At 59.4% G+C, this 17,432-nt stretch carries 13 protein-coding genes; 6 read left to right on the top strand and 7 right to left on the bottom strand.

The genetic code is table 11. The annotated features are described in order from the left end of the window. Nucleotides 1-75 precede the first annotated feature (75 nt). Both ACR9YP_RS17785 and ACR9YP_RS17790 read left to right on the top strand, forming a co-directional pair. Entirely contained in the window at nt 76-813 is a 738-nt protein-coding gene (locus ACR9YP_RS17785) for a GntR family transcriptional regulator (protein ID WP_474220588.1), read from the top strand. Nucleotides 814-918: 105 nt separating this feature from the next. Next, on the top strand, nt 919-1,695 hold the full coding sequence (locus ACR9YP_RS17790) for a methyl-accepting chemotaxis protein (RefSeq protein ID WP_474220589.1): 777 nt from the start codon (nt 919-921) through the stop codon (nt 1,693-1,695). A gap of 22 nt (nt 1,696-1,717) precedes the next feature. Here ACR9YP_RS17790 and ACR9YP_RS17795 read toward each other — a convergent pair whose 3' ends face one another. Beyond that, nucleotides 1,718-2,680, bottom strand: a complete 963-nt coding sequence (locus tag ACR9YP_RS17795; RefSeq protein WP_474220590.1) for a LysR substrate-binding domain-containing protein — start codon at nt 2,678-2,680, stop codon at nt 1,718-1,720. Nucleotides 2,681-2,793: 113 nt separating this feature from the next. On the opposite strand from ACR9YP_RS17795, the gene ACR9YP_RS17800 reads away from it, so the two are divergent. Both ACR9YP_RS17800 and ACR9YP_RS17805 read left to right on the top strand, forming a co-directional pair. Next, entirely contained in the window at nt 2,794-4,464 is a 1,671-nt protein-coding gene (locus tag ACR9YP_RS17800; RefSeq protein ID WP_474220591.1) for an FAD-dependent oxidoreductase, read from the top strand. 206 nt (nt 4,465-4,670) lie between these two features. Then, nucleotides 4,671-5,654, top strand: a complete 984-nt coding sequence (locus ACR9YP_RS17805) for a SphA family protein (RefSeq protein WP_474220592.1) — start codon at nt 4,671-4,673, stop codon at nt 5,652-5,654. A 1,087-nt stretch (nt 5,655-6,741) separates the two neighbouring features. On the opposite strand, the gene ACR9YP_RS17810 is transcribed toward ACR9YP_RS17805, so the two are convergent. From ACR9YP_RS17810 to ACR9YP_RS17820, 3 genes are read right to left on the bottom strand one after another with little or no spacing between them, the layout of a single operon-like run. After that, nucleotides 6,742-7,740, bottom strand: a complete 999-nt coding sequence (locus tag ACR9YP_RS17810; RefSeq protein WP_474220593.1) for an SIS domain-containing protein — start codon at nt 7,738-7,740, stop codon at nt 6,742-6,744. A gap of 11 nt (nt 7,741-7,751) precedes the next feature. Further along, complete coding sequence (locus tag ACR9YP_RS17815; RefSeq protein ID WP_474220594.1) at nt 7,752-8,693, bottom strand: N-acetylmuramic acid 6-phosphate etherase; 942 nt, start codon at nt 8,691-8,693, stop codon at nt 7,752-7,754. A gap of 19 nt (nt 8,694-8,712) precedes the next feature. After that, nucleotides 8,713-9,636 carry a glucosamine kinase nucleotide-binding domain-containing protein gene (locus tag ACR9YP_RS17820; RefSeq protein ID WP_474220595.1) on the bottom strand — a complete coding sequence of 308 codons (924 nt, stop codon included), beginning with the start codon at nt 9,634-9,636 and terminating at the stop codon, nt 8,713-8,715. A 118-nt stretch (nt 9,637-9,754) separates the two neighbouring features. On the opposite strand from ACR9YP_RS17820, the gene nagA reads away from it, so the two are divergent. Beyond that, on the top strand, nt 9,755-10,936 hold the full coding sequence (gene nagA / locus ACR9YP_RS17825) for an N-acetylglucosamine-6-phosphate deacetylase (protein ID WP_474221081.1): 1,182 nt from the start codon (nt 9,755-9,757) through the stop codon (nt 10,934-10,936). Then, nucleotides 10,937-12,139 carry an aspartate kinase gene (locus ACR9YP_RS17830; protein ID WP_474220596.1) on the top strand — a complete coding sequence of 401 codons (1,203 nt, stop codon included), beginning with the start codon at nt 10,937-10,939 and terminating at the stop codon, nt 12,137-12,139. Nucleotides 12,140-13,102: 963 nt separating this feature from the next. On the opposite strand, the gene ACR9YP_RS17835 is transcribed toward ACR9YP_RS17830, so the two are convergent. The 3 genes from ACR9YP_RS17835 to ACR9YP_RS17845 all read right to left on the bottom strand — a co-directional run bounded on the left by ACR9YP_RS17835 (nt 13,103) and on the right by ACR9YP_RS17845 (nt 16,884). After that, entirely contained in the window at nt 13,103-13,537 is a 435-nt protein-coding gene (locus ACR9YP_RS17835) for a hypothetical protein (protein WP_474220597.1), read from the bottom strand. 1,051 nt (nt 13,538-14,588) lie between these two features. Beyond that, nucleotides 14,589-14,843, bottom strand: coding sequence for a hypothetical protein (locus ACR9YP_RS17840; RefSeq protein ID WP_474220598.1), 255 nt, complete (start codon nt 14,841-14,843; stop codon nt 14,589-14,591). Nucleotides 14,844-14,850: 7 nt separating this feature from the next. After that, nucleotides 14,851-16,884, bottom strand: coding sequence for an acyltransferase family protein (locus ACR9YP_RS17845; RefSeq protein ID WP_474220599.1), 2,034 nt, complete (start codon nt 16,882-16,884; stop codon nt 14,851-14,853). Between the last annotated feature and the right edge of the window lie 548 nt (nt 16,885-17,432).

The following is a 17,432-nucleotide window of genomic DNA, read 5'->3' on the forward strand; positions in this document are numbered from 1 at the left end:
GGATCCTCTCTTCGCTGGTCGCTGCTAATTGGCCGGACCATCCTCCTAGAAAATATATTTGTCAATTAGAAATAAATGATACTTGCAAATGTCTATTTCTTGACGAATAATTTTGTTATGAACACGAGTGCTTCGTCCACAAGCAGCCTGACAAAAGCTGACGCTGCCTACCGAGCTCTCTACGACGAGATCATGGGCTGCAAGCTGGCGCCCGGCTCGAAGATCAACATCAACGAGGTGGCGCTCCGGCTCGGCCTCAGTCCTGGCGCAGTTCGCGAGGCCCTGTCACGACTGACCGCCGAGAAGCTGACGGTGGCAACTGCGCAGAAAGGCTTTTCGGTCGCCGATGTTTCTGCCGACGAACTGCGCGATCTCACGCGCACGCGCGCCACGATCGAGCAACTCTGCTTACGTGGCTCAATCGAGAAGGGCGACGTTGAGTGGGAGACGGCGGCAGTTGCGGCGTATCATCGCCTGCATCGGATTCCAGTCCAACTCGGCGATCCTCCAAGGCTGAATCCTGCCTGGGCCGAAGCGCACACTATGTTCCATTCGGCGCTTGCTGCCGGATGCGGCAGCCGTTGGCTGCTCACGCTCAGGGAAACGCTGTACGCACAGGCCGAAAGATACCGTCATCTCTCGGTCGCCTTGGGGAGAGGGCCGCGCGACGTGGATGCGGAGCACAGGGCTATTCTGGATGCCGTTCTCGCGCGCAATGCTGAAGCTGCGTGTCGGCTCTTGGATCAACACCTAGAGCTCACGTTGGCGATCATTCTGGAATCGCCTCTTCTCAACCTCCGGCCAAGTACTTGACGGCGATCGGTCCGGGGCGGCAGGAGAGCCCTACTGGATTGATGAGACAACGCCGTCGCATACCGATCAGTGGGACAGGACGTTAAGTCAACCGGGGATTTGCGAATGCCTGATGTGGAGAGCATCGAGATCGCGCAGGACCGCAGCACCGAGGCCAACCGCGAAGTGGTATTCTCGATTGTCGGTCTCGTTGAAGCCATGAACCGCAATGTCGGCTACGCGCGCGGCGCGCTCCGCTCGGCGATGGATTCCTGTTCCGATCTCGAAAAGAGTTCTCTCTCCGCGGCCGAGGCATCACAGACGGTGCGAGTCTCGATAGCCGATATCTCGAGTCAGGCGAAGTCGGCCTCCGAAACGATCGGCCAGATTGCCTATAATGTCGATCTTGCGCAGGAAAACTCCGGAGCCCTGGAGAAAAGCGTCGAGCGCACCGCCTCGGTGGTCGACCTGATTAACAAGATCGCAAGGCAGACCAACTTGCTATCTCTCAACGCGGCCATCGAGGCGGCGCGTGTCGGCGATGTTGGCCGGGGATTCGCCGTCGTGGCCAACGAGGTCAAGGAACTCGCGAACCAGACGTCGCGCGCGACCGAGGACATTGCCTCTCAGGTGAGGCAGATCCAATTATCCTCGCGTGAGACCATCCAGTTGGTCCGCATTATCAGTGCCGACATCAAAGGTATGGCGGAGCGGTTAGCTGCAATAGCCAAATCGGTTGGACATCAGGAAAGCTCTATCGCCGAGACCGCGACGGCTCTGGAGACGTGCACTGAGGCATTGCGCGCACTGCGCGGCGCGCTCGGTAACATCCAGGAAGGCGCCAACATTAACTTCGAGCGAACGACTGCCATGGACGTCTTGTTGCAGAAACTTGATTTCTAACCAATCGCCTAGTCCAGTGTGGTCACCGCCTGGACGGTTTGCCTCGACGAGCGACCGAGGAGGCGGAAGGAATGCCCCTGCACAGCAGATCGACAAGATGCGTGGCAGCGGGCGTGAGTGGCACGCCCGAGCGCCTGATTAGCACGATCGGCGGAGCGGGCAGCACTTCCTTAACGGCGATGGTGCTAAGCACATCCGCCGTCGGCGCGAACTCGACCCACTGTTTTGGCACCATCGCGAGCAGATCGCTGTAGGCGAGCGACACGATGAGCGACAACGCAGATTGGCTTCGTAACATCAGCTTGGGCGGTGGAAGCCTCAGATTCTCGAACAACTCGCTCAACTCTTCTGCGGCCCGCAGCGTGATGGATGTCGTCGCCCATTCTGCGCCGGCAAGCTCCTTCATCGACCGTGCGCCGGCCAGCGGATGCCCTTTGCGACAAAGGACCGTGCGCGTATTCCGAAAAAGTTCCTGCTGTACGAATTCTGGCAGCACTGGCGTATCAGGTTTCGGGCCGATGTAGAAATCAATCGACCCGTTACGCAAGCCGCTTTCCAGCGTGGGATAGAACCCTTCGATGATGTGAAGGTGCGTTGTCGGAAATCGGGCCTTGAACGGGCCAATGGCCTTCGGAAGCATCGCAATATGAGCCGCGATTGAGAGGCCGGCAACGACGCCGCCTCCTTCGCTCTTGCGCAACTGGTCGACCTCCTCTCGCGCGCGGCGGACGTCGTTCAGCACCGACGTCGCCCGGTTGATGAAAGTTTGACCGATCGGAGTGAGCACCATGCCGCGGGATTGCCGTTCGAACAGCGCCGCTCCGAGTTCGCGTTCCAACTCACCAAGACTGCGCGTCAACGCTGGCTGGGCCAGAGCAAGATGGCGCGCCGCGGCGCGCAGACTCCCCTGTTCGGCAATCGCCACAATATTTCGAAGCTGATGGAGTTTCATCGCCTGATACCGATTGGTTATCGCTGCGATCAACCTGCCATCTTCTTGGGATCGATGTCGAGTCGTATCTACAGCGATCAAGGTGCGTTGTGCGGCCCGTGCGGTGCGAGAAGACGACGCCGACTGAGGGAGGGGAAGCCGGTTACATGAAGCGAGCAATGTCTGACTGCGAGAGCTTCGACGTAATCGTCGTGGGAGCAGGCCCCGTTGGGCTCTCTTGTGCCATCGAGCTTGGGCAGCGCGGCATTCGCTGTTTGGTAGTCGAGAAGAACGATCGAGTCGGCTACAGCCCGCGCGCGAAAACGACTAATGTGAGGACAAGAGAGCACCTCCGCCGCTGGGGGATCGCCAATACCTTGCGCGAGGCTTCACCCATCCCTCCAGACTATCCGCCAAGCGTCGTTTTCGCCACGCGAATGAACGGCCCGCAACTCGCACGGTTCGAAAATGCTTTCAACGGGGCCCGGGAAAGGAACAATCTTTATTCCGAGGAGGCCCAGTGGGTCCCACAGTATGTCCTCGAAGAAGTTCTCCGTCGGCATGCGAAGTCCCTAGGTTGCGTCGACCTGTTGTTCGAGACACAGCTCATCGATTTCGCGCAATCTGAAGGCGGTGTTCGCGCGCGCTTCCGCCACATGACATCAAACGAAGAGTGGGAGACTCAAGGCGCCTACCTAGTCGGCGCTGATGGGGCACGCAGCAGCGTGCGCGAAGCGATTGGCGCGAAGATGATTGGAGACGGTGCCGCGTCGCGGAATTATAGCATCATCTTCCGCGCTCCGTTGCTCGCCAGCCATCATCGGCATGGGCCGGCGATCATGTACTGGATGATCAATCAAGACGTGCCGTCGCTGTTGGGGCCGATGGATCAAGCCGGCCTCTGGTTCTTCATGGCAACCAAGCTTGCCGAAGGTCCAGATGTCGCTGCGATTGATCCTGTCGAGCTAATCCGAAGGGGGACGGGTCTTGCCGATCTCGAGATCGAGATCGTTGGCACTGACGCATGGATGGCACATCAACTCGTCGCCGACCGATACGTACGAGGGCGCGTCTTCCTCGCTGGAGATGCCTGCCACCTGCACCCCCCGTTCGGTGGGTTTGGCATGAACATGGGAATCGGTGACGCCGTCGATCTGGGATGGAAACTCGCGGCGACTCTGCGCGGCTGGGCTGGACCAGACCTGCTCAAATCATACGAACAGGAGCGACGCCCGGTTCACCTGCGCACGATCGCTGAAGCCACAGTCAACTACGGGACCGTAGGCAATCAACTAATTCGTCCCTTCCTCGAGGAGGTTGGCTCGATCGGGGATGCTACGCGGCACGAAGTTAGCGAAATGATTATGGCTACGAAAGTTCGCGAGTTCAAAACGCTTGGGCTCGTGTTGGGAGCCCGATACGCGAACTCAAGCGTCATTGTTGCAGATGGCAGTGAGCCGCCTGAAGAGCATTTCATGCTCTATGTTCCCTCGGCGCATCCTGGTTGTCTCGCGCCTCATCTTTGGCTGGCCGATGGCTCGTCGCTCTACGACCATTTCGGTGTCGGATTTACTCTTTTGGTCGCCGACGGTGACGAAGGCGAGACTACTCGTCTCGCCGCCGAGGCTGAGGTGCGCAAAGTGCCGCTGAAGATTATCGCGCCGTCCGATGCACGCCTTCGCGAGCGGTATCGCGCCCGCTTCGCGCTGATACGTCCGGATCAGTACGTCGCTTGGCGCGGTGATGCTATCCCGGCCGACGTTGCCGGTCTCCTGCTTCATGTCACTGGCGGCCTCGCGCCGACAGCTGACCGAACAAGCGTCGCCGACGCTGCATAAGGACAGAGATAGAAAATGGAACGAAATAGTAGAGATGGTGGACGTTCTCAGCCTCGATCTTGGCGTGACGTTGAAGACGTCAATCGAGCTAGGGACGCAATTCGATCAAGTTGAAATCCGCCTTTCTATTTCTCGAATTCGATTTCGGAGGCGAGATCGGACGCCAGAGTAGCGACGCGACTGAACTAAACGACTCGGAGGGGGAAATGAAACTTAGACGAATTTTGACCTTGGCCGCGATGCTGTTAGCATCAGTCGCCTCAAGCAGTGCGAGAGCTTACGAACTCGGCTACGCGGGCTGGGCGCAAAAACCTGGGCTAACGCTCGGGGCAGGAACGGCAGGCACGCCACCGCCCGGCATTTACATGTTTGATCAGTTCGTGTCGTACTCGGCCCATCTTGTCGGTCCGACTGCGCCCCAGGTCAACGGAGCCCCAACGCAGCTCCGCACGGAGGGGGCGGGCGTAGGTTTTATCATCGCCCCTGGGTGGGAATTTCTGGGGGCGAAGTACAATGCCGTCATTGTGCAGCCTGCCGCCTCCACTTCTTTGTCTGCGCCAATCAATCAACAATTGGTCGGCATGCACAACACCTATATTGTTCCGGGCGAACTAAGCTGGAAGCTTGGCGATAGCGGCTTCTTTGTGAAAACAGGCTTGGGCATGTGGGTGCCCGACGGTACGATCTCCGGACCAAACGGTATACGGAGCATTGGAAATCCGTGGTGGACCTTCCAGCCAGAGTTTGTCGTGTCCTATCTGAAGGGTGGCTGGAATTTCACGGCTTGGGTTTTCGGAGAAATCAATACTCGAAACAGCCTCACAGATTATCGAAGCGGCGATCTTCTCCATGCCGAGTTCACCGCTGCAAAGAGTTTCGACAAATGGACCTTGGGTGCTGTTGGTTACTACGTCGGTCAGGTGACGAGTGATGAATCAAGTGCGTTCTACAAGAACGCCATTAACACCCGGTCATATGACATCTGGGCTGTTGGAGGGCGGGTGAGCTACGACTTCGGACCCGTAGTACTGAACGTATGGGGTTTGAAGGAGATCAGTACCCACGTCGTTGGCGCCACACCCTCCGTCGGAACGGCACAGCAGGGCACGACAGTATATGCGTCCCTCAGCTACAAGATCTGGTCCTTTGATACGCCGCAGGTGCCGAAGGCTCCCCTGATCCATAAATAGAAGAAGCTGCTCAAATATGGTCGAGGTTGGATGACCTCGACGAAGGTCATTTCGCTCTGGTTTCCAAGTTGCCGGAGTGGAAGGAGCGATACCGGATGACCCTGTTATCGCAGCCCGCACGGGCTCCTCCCAGACTGGTCCTTCGTGGACCGAGGCTTGCGGTTGAACAATCGCAAGCCTTCTTTCTTTTGACGCGCCGCTAAAGATTTACCAACGGTAAGCTCAACCGCGAAACGTTGAAGTTCGTCAAAAAGCTGTAGCGACTAGTTCCCTGATGTCACCGGTGATCAGCGAACAAACCGTAGCGTCAGAACGTAGTAGGGTGGAGAGGGACTTCACGACGAGAAAGCGCGCGCAAAGCTCAAGCCGGTCGATATCCGACGCGAAAAGGAGTGAACTTTGATTAGAATAACAACCTAACGCTTCCTGTTTGACCGTGCATCTCCGGGCCTCTGGCGAGTCTTTTGCGGGGAGTGGTCGACGCGTCCGAGTATCGGATCTCCTTACATCTCAGAGCGGTTCGCGGTGATTGAGACGCGCCGCATCCACGGGGATCTGGTCCAGACATCGGTGAACCCGATCAGGATAGGGTTATTGTTCCGTCCATGGTTGCATCGAGCATCTCTAGGCATGCGGGTTGTCCCGGGGAAGAGCCGCGAAACCGCAGCTGAAGGTATTGCGTTCACTTGTCCAGCAGGCACAGATGTAGGAGACGTGAGAGCGGCTAATACTCAGCCGCGCACGTACGCCATGTTATGCCAGCGCGCTAGACAGCCTGCCGCATGCGTTTGATTCTGGGGGTTATATAGTTTCCAAGGCGCTGCTGATCGTGTCGCGCATCAGATCAGTCTACACAGCCGCCAAATCGTGAGGAGTTCGGCAGCGCTACAGTTCGATGCGGTCCATGGTCCTCTCGATCTGCTGTCGACGAAATCAAAGTGCTCGCGTGATACGCCATTCATTCCTTTGGCGACTGCGGTTGTAGAGTATATGATTGCTTCGGCGGACCGCGCTCCGTTGCCCGCTGCGTTTCATTGCCCGGGGGTGTAATCCAGCTTTCGGTCGGCCGCCAGCAATCAGTCACCTGTCAGAACGTCTCGGTAATCTTGCTCAGGCGAGGGGGATGATCCGGGTCAAACCCGCAGGCGCGAGCCGTCTGCTCGATCATCCGATAGGCCGGAACTAGCATGGTGATCGGGTCAGTCGCGGGGTCATCCTCCGCCAACCAGGTCAGCGACCCATGTGGTCCACCGCAGAGATGAAGCGCGATCTTTTGCTCGCGCATTTCTGCTGCCAGCGCGTCCACCATGGCCGCCGTTTCATCCATGAGGCGCATCATGACAACCGGCGTGCGCGACGATAGCGCGGCGCGCGGCCCATGCAGCAGCTCTGCGGCGCTTAGACCAATCGAAGGCAGGCGCAGGATTTCCGAAAGTTTGAGCGCGATCTCCTTCGCCGAGCCCAGGCCAAGGCCCCGCGCCGCCACAAACACGGCTGACGCCTTGGCGAGATCGGCGGCAATCTCGGACCAGTCGAGCGCCAGCGCGCGATGCAGGCGCTCGGGCAGCCTCTCGAGAGCCGACCGCAGCGCCTGATCTTCGGCCAGCTCGGCAACGAGTCCGGCACTGGCAGCCATCGAGCCGATCACGGTCTTCGTCGCAGCTACGGAATGCTCCTGGCCGGCTTCGATCGGAACGACGAACTCCGCTTCGTCAGCCACCGGCGACGACGTTGCATTGACGATGGCAATGGTGCGGGCGCCCGCGGCGCGCGCCGACCTTGTCGCCGCGACCAGATCCGGGCTGCGCCCGGACTGCGAGATCACGATGAACAGCGCATGGCGCAGCATCAAGGGCGTGCGAAATGCCGTGACCACCGAAGGAGCGCTTGCTGAAACGGGAAGGCGAAGCCGCGTCTCGACAAGATATCTCAAGAAAACCCCGGCATGCCCAGAGCTTCCCCGGCCGCACACGACGCACAAGGGGGCGGAGCCAATCCCAATTCGCTGTGTGATGTCGCGTGCGGCGGGGCGACTGCGAACGATGTTGGCGACAACATCCGCGCTTTCTCCGATTTCGCTCGCCATCGCGGATGTCGTCACGGGTCAACCGCTCCGCTTCGATTGCGCGCCGCTCGGGTGGGATGCTGGTCACGATTCCTGGCGAGCTCGGCAAATACGCGCCGAAGGTTGCCGTCACATTTTTTGAGAACGGTCTCAGCGTCAACCCTATCGACACCCAACGCCAGAAGGACAGCCGTCTTGATGTCTCCCTCGGCCTGCTCAAGCGATCGTGCGGCGAGCGACGGATCGCAGTGCGCGATTTGTGCGACCATGGCTTCCGCGCGCCGCTTCAGCTTGGCATTGGTCGGCGGCATGTTCACCATCATGCCGCGATACACCCGGCCAAGGCGGAGCATGATTCCCGAGGAGATCAGGTTGAGAACGACCTTCTGTGCGGTGCCGGCCTTCATCCGCGTGGAACCGGCGATCAGCTCGCGGCCGGTCTCGATCAAGATCGGAAATTTTGCTGACTCCAGCAGTGCGGTGCCGCGATTGTTGGCGACACCGATCGTCACTGCACCAAAGGAGCCTGCCTGCTGCAGTGCCGCGACTGTGAATGGCGTTGTCCCGCTGGCGGCTACCGCAATCACCACGTCGCGCGGCGTGAGCCGCGCGGCATTGATCTGCGTGACCGCATCATCGACAGCATCCTCAGCGCCCTCGATGCTGGTGATGAACGCGCTGTCTCCGCCGGCGACGATGAAGCGGACGCGCTCGCGGGGCCAGGCGAAGGTCGGCGTCAGCTCGGCGCCGTCCTGCACCGCTACGCGGCCTGAGGTGCCGGCGCCGACATATACGATGCGACCGCGATCGCCCAGCGCCGCCTTGGCCGCTTCAGTCGCCGCAGTGATCGCGGGAAGGGCATGGCCGATCGCGGCGACTGCCGCAAGCTGGCCCTCCCACATCGCTTCCATCGCCGAGGTCAGCGGCCAAGCATCAAGGTCGGCAAAACGGGGATCGACTTCTTCGGTAGCCATATTGTTGATCCAAGCGCCATCAAACGCGGAACTTCGAAGCCTGTTCATGCTCAGTTTCTCTCTTGGGCAGGTCAAGCCGTCCTCGTGCCACCAGTAAGGCGCCGGCCGCTGCATCGGCGTCAGGACGCCTCAGGCGGGCGCGCAGATCAGGCGTCAGCCATGGCGTAATGGGATCCGCGAGCCCGCCCACCAGCGAGAGCCGGTCAATTCCTCTCGCCAGGAACAAATCGAGCAGATCGCCAATTGCATCGGCCGCGCGTTCGACGATGCGACGGCCGACCGGATCGCCCTGATTGGCGTGACGCATTACGATCGGCGCGAACGCGGCGTAGTCCGTGGCCTTGGCTTCTTCAGACCAGGCCACCGCTTGATAAGGATCATGATCGAATGCGCCCAGCACCTCTGAAAGCAATGGGGTCAGCTCGCTGCGGCGATCCGCGGCCCGCAGCGCCAGTCGAACAACCTGCAGGCCGATGTCGGCGCCGCTGCCTTCGTCCGACACGGGAAAGCCGTAGCCGGCGAGACGGATTTCGCGCCCGTCGAGCAGGCCGACACCCGCCGAGCCTGTACCAGCGACCACGATGGCCCCATCCGCGCCGCTGTGGGCGCCGAGACAGGCCGCGAGGCCGTCACTGATGAAGATGACGGACGCAAAGGGATGCGCGATGTTCTTGAGCGCCGCTTCCGCGCCCCGGCGGCCAAGTCCGGCAAGGCCAATTCCGGCGTGCATCCGCGCGAAATCCTCTTGCGTCAGGCCGGACTGGGCTGCCGCCACTTCGGTCGCTTCAACGATGGAACGCCAGGCCTTTTCGACGCCGATCCGCGTCGTCGCAGATCCCGAGCTGGCTTCGCCGAGCACTCTGCCGTTTTCGTCCTCGATCCGGGCACGGCAACGGGTTCCACCGCCATCAATGCCGAGATACGTGGTACCTTTTGTTCCCATGGAAATTTAACGCAAGGGGGTCTGCTCCGGGTCCCCGAGGCTCCTGGTACATATAAGGTCCTGAAGGGGACGGGACTCACCTCACGAGCCCGTGACTGCTATTCTTGGATCAATGCTGATGGGCCACGCTGGGTCTTCCGTCTCTCTCTCGATTGCCGCGCAGCACATCTTTGATGGTGCCGAGATGCGCGGGCCGGGGTCGGTCAGGATCACGCAGGGGCGGATTGAAAACATCACCTTCGGCGAGGCGGACGGGCTCGCCTCAATCCACCTTCCGACAGAAGCGATCCTTGCGCCTGGATTCATCGACATCCAGATGAATGGAGGAGGGGGTGTTCTTCTCAACGACCAGCCAACGGAGGCGGGCATTCGACGCATCGTCGCAGCGCACCGCAAGGCAGGAACCACAGGCTGCTTGCCGACCCTCATTACCGACCGCATCGAGGTCCTCGAGCGGTTGGCCGCAGCCGCCGAGGCTTGTCTGATGGTTCCCGGCGTGCTCGGTTTTCATCTGGAGGGGCCGGCCCTCAACAGGTCTCGCAAGGGTATTCATCCGGAAGCCGAGATACGCGTGCCCGATCGGCGCGATCTCGCCGCGATTAAAAGTTTCGGGGACCGCGGCCGCTCTATTGTGACCTTGGCCCCGGAATGCGTGCCCGCGTCCATGATCGATGAATTGATCGGCGCCGGATTGCGTATCGCGGCCGGCCATAGCGACGCCACCGCAGCCGACATCGGGTCGGCGGTCGATCGCGGTATCTTAGGGGTGACTCATCTGTTCAACGCCATGTCGCAGTTGAGCGCCCGGGAGCCGGGCTTGGTGGGCGCCGCGCTAGCGGATGATCGGCTCTTTGCGGGGATTGTCTGCGACGGCATCCACGTTGACCGCGCCGGTTTGCGTGTTGCCTCCCGCTGCAAGGGACGCGATCGATTGATGCTGGTCACCGATGCCATGCCATTGGTGGGCACGAACGACTTGCAATTCTTGCTGCAAGGAAGGCAGATCGCGTTGCACGAAAATCGCCTGACCGGCCCTGATGGTACACTCGCGGGCGCTCATCTCACCATGATCGAGGCGGTGCGCAACGCCGTTGAGCTGATCGGAATCTCCCTTGTCGACGCCCTCATCATGGCTTCCCGGACGCCTGCGGCATTTCTAGGCCTTGAGTCCGAGCTTGGACGGATCGCGCCCGGCTACCGCGCGGACTTTGTCGCCTTTAATCCGAACTTCGAAGTCGTCGGAACATGGATAGCTGGTGCCGGCTCGGGCGAGGCGAGCGAGGTCTCTCACCGAGGTTAGATGCGCAACCATCCCATCATCGTGCAGAAATATGGCGGTGTCTGTCTTGAAACGCCGGCGAAGATTCGCGCGGTTGCGCGCAGTCTCGCCGACCTGCACGGCCGTGGTCATCGTGTCGTGGCGATCGTCTCCGCGATGGGCACGACCACCGACCAATTGATCCAGATGGCTTATCAGGTGAGCCCTGCTCCCAATCGCCGTGAACTCGACATGCTGCTGACGACTGGTGAGCGCATCAGCATGTCCCTGATGAGCATGGCGCTTTCCGATCTCGGAGTGCCCGCGATCAGCTTCACCGGCAGCCAGGCCGGTGTGTTGACCGATGACTTTCATTCCTCGGCGCGCATTCTGGATGTACGCCCAATTCGCGTGCGTGAGGAACTCGATCGCGGGCGCGTTGTGGTGCTGGCAGGATTTCAGGGCGTGAACCCGCCGACCAGGGAAATCACAACGCTCGGCCGGGGCGGCAGCGACACCACTGCCGTTGCAATGGCTGCGGCGCTGAAGGCCAAGCGCTGTGAAATCATCAAAGAAGTCGATGGAATTTGTTCTGCCGATCCGCGAATCGTGCCGGATGCAAAGCCGCTGCGGCGAGTGGACTTCGCATCCTTGTCCGAAATGTGCTTCTGGGGTGCAAAAATCCTGCATTTTCGCAGCGTAGAGCTGGCGCAAAGTCAGGATGTGCCTCTGATTCTCAAGCAGTGGGGTGGCGTTGAACACGGCACGCAAGTGATGAAAGAGGTTGCAGGCATGGAAAATGGAAAGGTTCTAGCCGTCAACTCGATAGCTCGCATTGAGCATGTGGAAATCGATTCCAAGGATCTCAATCAGGGTTTCGAGAAATTCGCACAGCATCTCAAGGAAAACAGTCTGTCCTGGCCACAACTCCTCGCCTCGAGCTTCACCATGGGAAAAACCAGTATGTCCGTGGCCTGTGATTCAGAGTGGCTCGACGCGCTGTTGCGCACGCTGGAGCGAAGCAAAAACCTGCGCAAGCAGCGCGAGGCTTCAAGCTCGGTGAGTCTCACCTGCTTCGGCGGCGTTTCGTCAGAATTGCCGTTCAGAGCACTGCAGATTCTCGGACATCACGGGATTGTCCCCGACAAGTACGTGTTGTCGCCGCATTCGGTCAGCCTGTTTGTCCCTGTGGATGACCGGGAGGCCGCGGTTAAGACGTTGCATTCTCTCGTCCAGCAAACATAGCGGTGGGCGAGATGCGGCAACTATGTCTCCGCGAGACCCCGGTCGGCGGATGCTGGCGAGCAATCTCGAAAGCGCTATCACGAGCGTGCGGACCAGTGCGGTCCCCGCATCCAACCGTGCTCTTCGCATTCGCAGATGGAGCCAGCTTCCAACAACACCGACCGAGCCCAGCCTTCCAGGCTACGGTAAGTAGGACGTCGCCCCCGGAACATCAACATCGCACACTCCACTGACGCGGAAGGAATCGCCATCCAAGTCCGTCGTTCCGACGCTCGGCGGCCGAGATGGAGTGCGAACTCGAGCCATCGGGCCAAGCCACGAACCGAGAGCAAGCGAAAGTACCCACTGGTAAACCTGAAGCCAGCAAAAGGAACTAGAGCCAATTGGCACAGTTATGTTGGGGGGCGATGGAGGTCCATCACCATGAGGACCGAATATCTCGTCGCGATTGCAGTAACCGCTGCTGCCGGAATGGTCGGCTCGACGGTGTATTCTGTCACAACCTCGGACAACTGCCCTAAACCCTCCGCTGCCTCGGTGACTACGCTGTTTGCGCCGTGCCAAGCGTTCGCCGCTGCTACGGGCCCAGGGATCACAATCGAGGAAGTCATGGATGTGGGCCCACTCCCGCCGAGTCCTGGGCCGACGTCAGCCCCGGCTCGAGCACCGACGCCGACCCCGGCACAACTGGCGGATGAACACGCAACGGTTGGCGTCGCGACGTCCAAGCGGCAGCATTAGGGGACAGTCTGCTAGGTATTGACAGTCGTGGTATGGAAAAGCCGATCGCACAGAAAGCGCAATCGGAAGGTTGGCTGCGCGAGCCGGCTCGAATGACGGCTTGAGGGTCAAGGCCCTGCGCTGATCTCTTTGAGGAACTCTCCGAATAATTCGCGGGCCTTTTGTTCGTCTAGGTGATGGTTGAGGTAATTTGCAGTTTCGGCGGTGTAGTTTCCGCTGGTCTCACACTTTCGATACAGATCCGTCAGGTCGTCTGCGAACCAGCGTGCGATGCGCAAATTCGCATTCGTTCAGCCATTCGCCCGGGCGAGGCAACGCTTGATCTAAATCTTCTTTGAGGTTGTACAAGTTAAGTCTCAGAATGCGGTGCTGCCCTTGCGCACGCTTTTCATACGCGCTAACGCCCGTTGAATGACTGTCCCTTGCGTCTTCAACGTCCTCCTGCTTGGTCGATCTGGCCCGCTCAACCAAAGCCGAATAGCGCACTCCGAGTATTTCCGGAGCGTGCTCGTGGAGATGTTGAAAAGATCGATTCCGATCACTAACAACTGGCTGAGTTATCAGAGCGCGCTCTTCAGCAGCTACTTGGAGGTCTGATAACTGGCGATCGATTTCGTCTAGAACGGCTTTCTTCTCCTTTGCCGGCGGCGTCCTCATCCAGTTGCCTCACGCAATGGTCAGTAGTAGCTCTGGCGTTCATCTCGGCGAGCCGCTGCAAGCGCTTCATGATCTCGTCGGCCCGATCGAACGTTCTTACGAGGCGAGCCTCGATGCCCCAGGCCTTCAGAATTTCGATCTGAGGAAGGAACACAATGAGTGTGCAGACCAGAAAAATTTGCAGCCAGGAGGCTCGCGGAGGCAATCTCTTTTTGAGCCGCTTGATAGACAGCCAAGGTCAACGAAAATATCGCAAAAGCTCCAGCTAGCAGGAGCACAACCTCTCTCAACTTATCTTCCAGTGTCCTGCTTCGCTTGCGGTAGCATGACGCGCTGAGCGCGCGTTGCCGGCTGAGTTCGCGCTTATCCCGCCTATTCATAGCGCGGCAAACATGGGCGCCGCGCGAACGCAAGGGGTAAGCTTCAGTCCTAGTGGGCGGTGTCCGGCTTAGGATTGCCGCTCTTTGGTCTCGCTGCTTCTTTCGCCCTGGCCGCCATCCACGCATCGTATTCGGGCGTACCTGCACGCGGCGGCGCATCGGCAGGCAAGCCACCCATCCAATGCGGTAGGTCCGCCAGCCGCTGCCCGATAGTGGCGTTCACGCCATTGGGATCAGGCACAGTGTAGAAATTGCTCGCGGTGGTGCAGCCAGCTAGCGATAGGCAGGCAAGGAATACGAATAAAGCACGCTTCATGCCGATCTATTTGGCTGCTGATTGTGGCCTAGGCAGGGTGAGGAGGGCGAGCGCAAGGGATGAGGCTAGAAGGTGGGCAAGATTATTTTTTTAGAGTAAGGCCCATTGCGCGCGCCATTCGCCTCACCGATCCGGTGTGCCGACCGAGCGCCACCGCTATCTCCGACACGACACGACGGCGCGCCAGCCACGCAAGCCGCTTCCGCTCAGCCTCAGTCCATTCCTTCGGTTTCGACGATCTCATGTCGAAATGATCGAATGAGCTCGATGCGAGCGATATTGGGAAATTTACGGGTGACGGCGAGCGACTAAAGCGACCCGAAGTGCCGCTGGGATGGATTTCAACTGATGGCGATCACTGCCGCTGCCGCCGCCCAGCGTTCACCCGTCCGATCCTTTGAAGCTCCCCGATCATTGTGTCGATGTTATCGAGAATATTGATCAGAGATGCCCAAAGCCACAGCCCAGCGGCAAGCAATGAAACCGCAACGCCGAGGAACGCCGCCATTTTCCATTTCAGCCCCAATATCGACTCGTATGTTTTTTGCGACCGGAAAGCGAGCGCAAGAGGAGACGGCCCCAATAATCGGTGGATCGACAATGCCGCCACGCCGCGATCAAAAGTGCTTCATGATTAGCGGTGCGAGATGCTCGCGGGCGTGCCAAAGGGATGCATGCGGTCTGAGGTGCACGGTGTCTGCCGTAATGAGCCCTTCGCGCCGGTTGTCGCCCAAAAAGGCTAGGCATCCTTGCGCGTTGCAGAAGGCCTGCATCTCGTCGATGAACTCGAATGGCTCGTCTTCTCGCAGCTGCGATTGGAATTTCCAGGTCAGCGACATCGCTGGAATGTCCAGATGTCCCGGGATGTAGCGCGGGGTCGATGCCCAGAAATGGTCGAGGACAGTGCGTGGAAGCGAAAATTTCCAATGCGGACGCATGCCGAGCACAAGCACATGCTTGACGCCGTAGCCTTTCACGCGCGTGGCGAACTGGCGGATGTAATCGATGTCGTAGGAGTTGTTGGAGGAGAGCAGTAGCACGTCCGGTGGATCAATCTTAATCCGCTCCAGGGCGAAATGGTTCGCCATGTTGCAGTGATGTGTGTTGATGATGTGCTCGACCACGACGCTGACCTGACAGCCCGAACTGTAGATCATTAAGAGCGAGATCTCCTTCGGAAGCGTGGCTTTGAGGCCGTAGTAGAGGTCAGCGGCGTTTGAATCCCCAAGAATCATGAGGCTCTTGTCCGAATGCCTGATGTAGCAACTTGGGTCGATGGCGCCGCGCGGAACAAGAGTGGGGATCGGGCTATCTACGTTATAAAAGTTACACTGATCCTGCCCGACGTCTCTATGTTCGGTCTGCATAATCGGAGAGGCATTGCCGAAATACGTGACGTAATCGCGCTTGTCGGCAGACAGTCGCCCGGGAAGTCCGTCGCCCACGAGGGTGATAATTCCAATCGAGCCGATGAGGACGACTGCGGATGCGAGTGCCGGCGCGATCCAGCGCTGACGGCATCCGAACCTGATCGGCTTCTCCACGTAGTGATAGGTGAGCCAGGCGAGGCCGATTGCGGCGACGACCAACGTCGCACGAAGGATCGGCGGTGCGGCCTCGCCATCGAAAAACAAACGCGCAAATGCCAGCAAGGGCCAGTGCCAGAGATAAAGCGGATAGCTGATCAGGCCGGACCAAACCAGGAGCCTGTTCGAGAGCGCGTACCGATTGAGCCAGGCGTGAGGGCCCGCGGCGATCGTGAGATAGGTCCCGAGCACGGGCAGAAGCGCTGCCCAGCCGGGAAACTCGTTGCGCTTAGTGATGACGTAGATCGACGAGAGGATCATCGCCATTCCAAGCGTCGACAGGACATGGCGATAGAATTTGTCGGGATCGATACCGCAGTCGCGTTCAAAAAAGACGGTTCTAAGAGCGGCCGCGATGATCCGCTCAATCCATACGGCCCACGGGGGGGATGTGACGATGACCAGCGCAAGGACGCTGCCGGCGGTAAGCTCCCAAAAGCGACCGATCGGCGAATAGAACGCGGCCACTGGGTTCGGTCCGACCGTCTTGATTCCGTAGACAAACGAGGCGGTAAAGATAGCGGCAAACAATAGGACGCGCCGCAACTTGGCGCGCCACGCTAGCCACAGAAGAGCTGGCCAGATGAGGTAAAATTGCTCCTCGATGCCTAGTGACCAGAGATGGAGCAGAACTTTCGAGTCGGAGGCGACATCGAAATAATTGGCTTCCTGCCAGAGCGCTACGTTCGCGACGAAACCGGCGCTGGCCGCCGTGTGTTTGCCCAACCGGCTGAAATCGTCGGGCCAGTACAGGACGGCGCCCGCCAGCAGGCATGCGAGCAGGACGATGATCAGCGCCGGGAAGATTCGCTTGATGCGCCGAAAGTAAAACGACGTGAAGCTGAAACGTTGCTCGATCGTCTCATGGAGGATGATCGAGGTGATCAGATAACCGGAGATCACGAAGAAGATATCGACGCCAACGAATCCGCTTCGGACTACACTGGGAAAAGCATGAAAAGCGACCACCGAGAGAACGGCAATCGCCCTCAGTCCGTCGATATCTGGCCTGTACTTTGTGCCGATCTCCGAACTGATTTGCGGTCCCCGCAATGGCGTGTGCATACGCTCGTTCCCCGACTAACCCGCTGAGGAGCTTTACCTTGCACGCATTGCGTGAGCAACCGATGCGAGAGCATTTATAAGCTTCGACTAAAGATGGGTGGTCCCATTCTACCGGTTAGCTACATATCACCCGGGGGCTGATAACCCGGACTGAGATATATCCGCGCAATGCCTGGTCAGCATGCATCCCGATTGGCGTCGGGATAACGTCGGCTGAACGTGATAGCGCATTGGCCTGCGCTTGACTTGGCCATTATGGCCGGCGGGGGCCGCGCTATGTCCAGAGGGGAAACTCTTAAAAGCGCCCCGCCACTCTCTCGGGTGTTTTCCAACTCCCGGCTGCCGGTCCGTCACCGGTAACGGCCTTGGATAGCCGACGACCATGGACCGCATGAAGGAACTCTGGCGCTGCCGAACTCCTCAGCCCATACGCGGGCTGCAACGGTAAGCGCCGGCGCCGATCTCATAGGAAATGCAACCGTCTGGCGGCACATGCCAGACGGCTAAGGCGATGAATAAGGGGGCGCCAGCTTGGCAGGCTTCTCTAT

The organism is Bradyrhizobium sp. BR14999, from assembly GCF_056106085.1.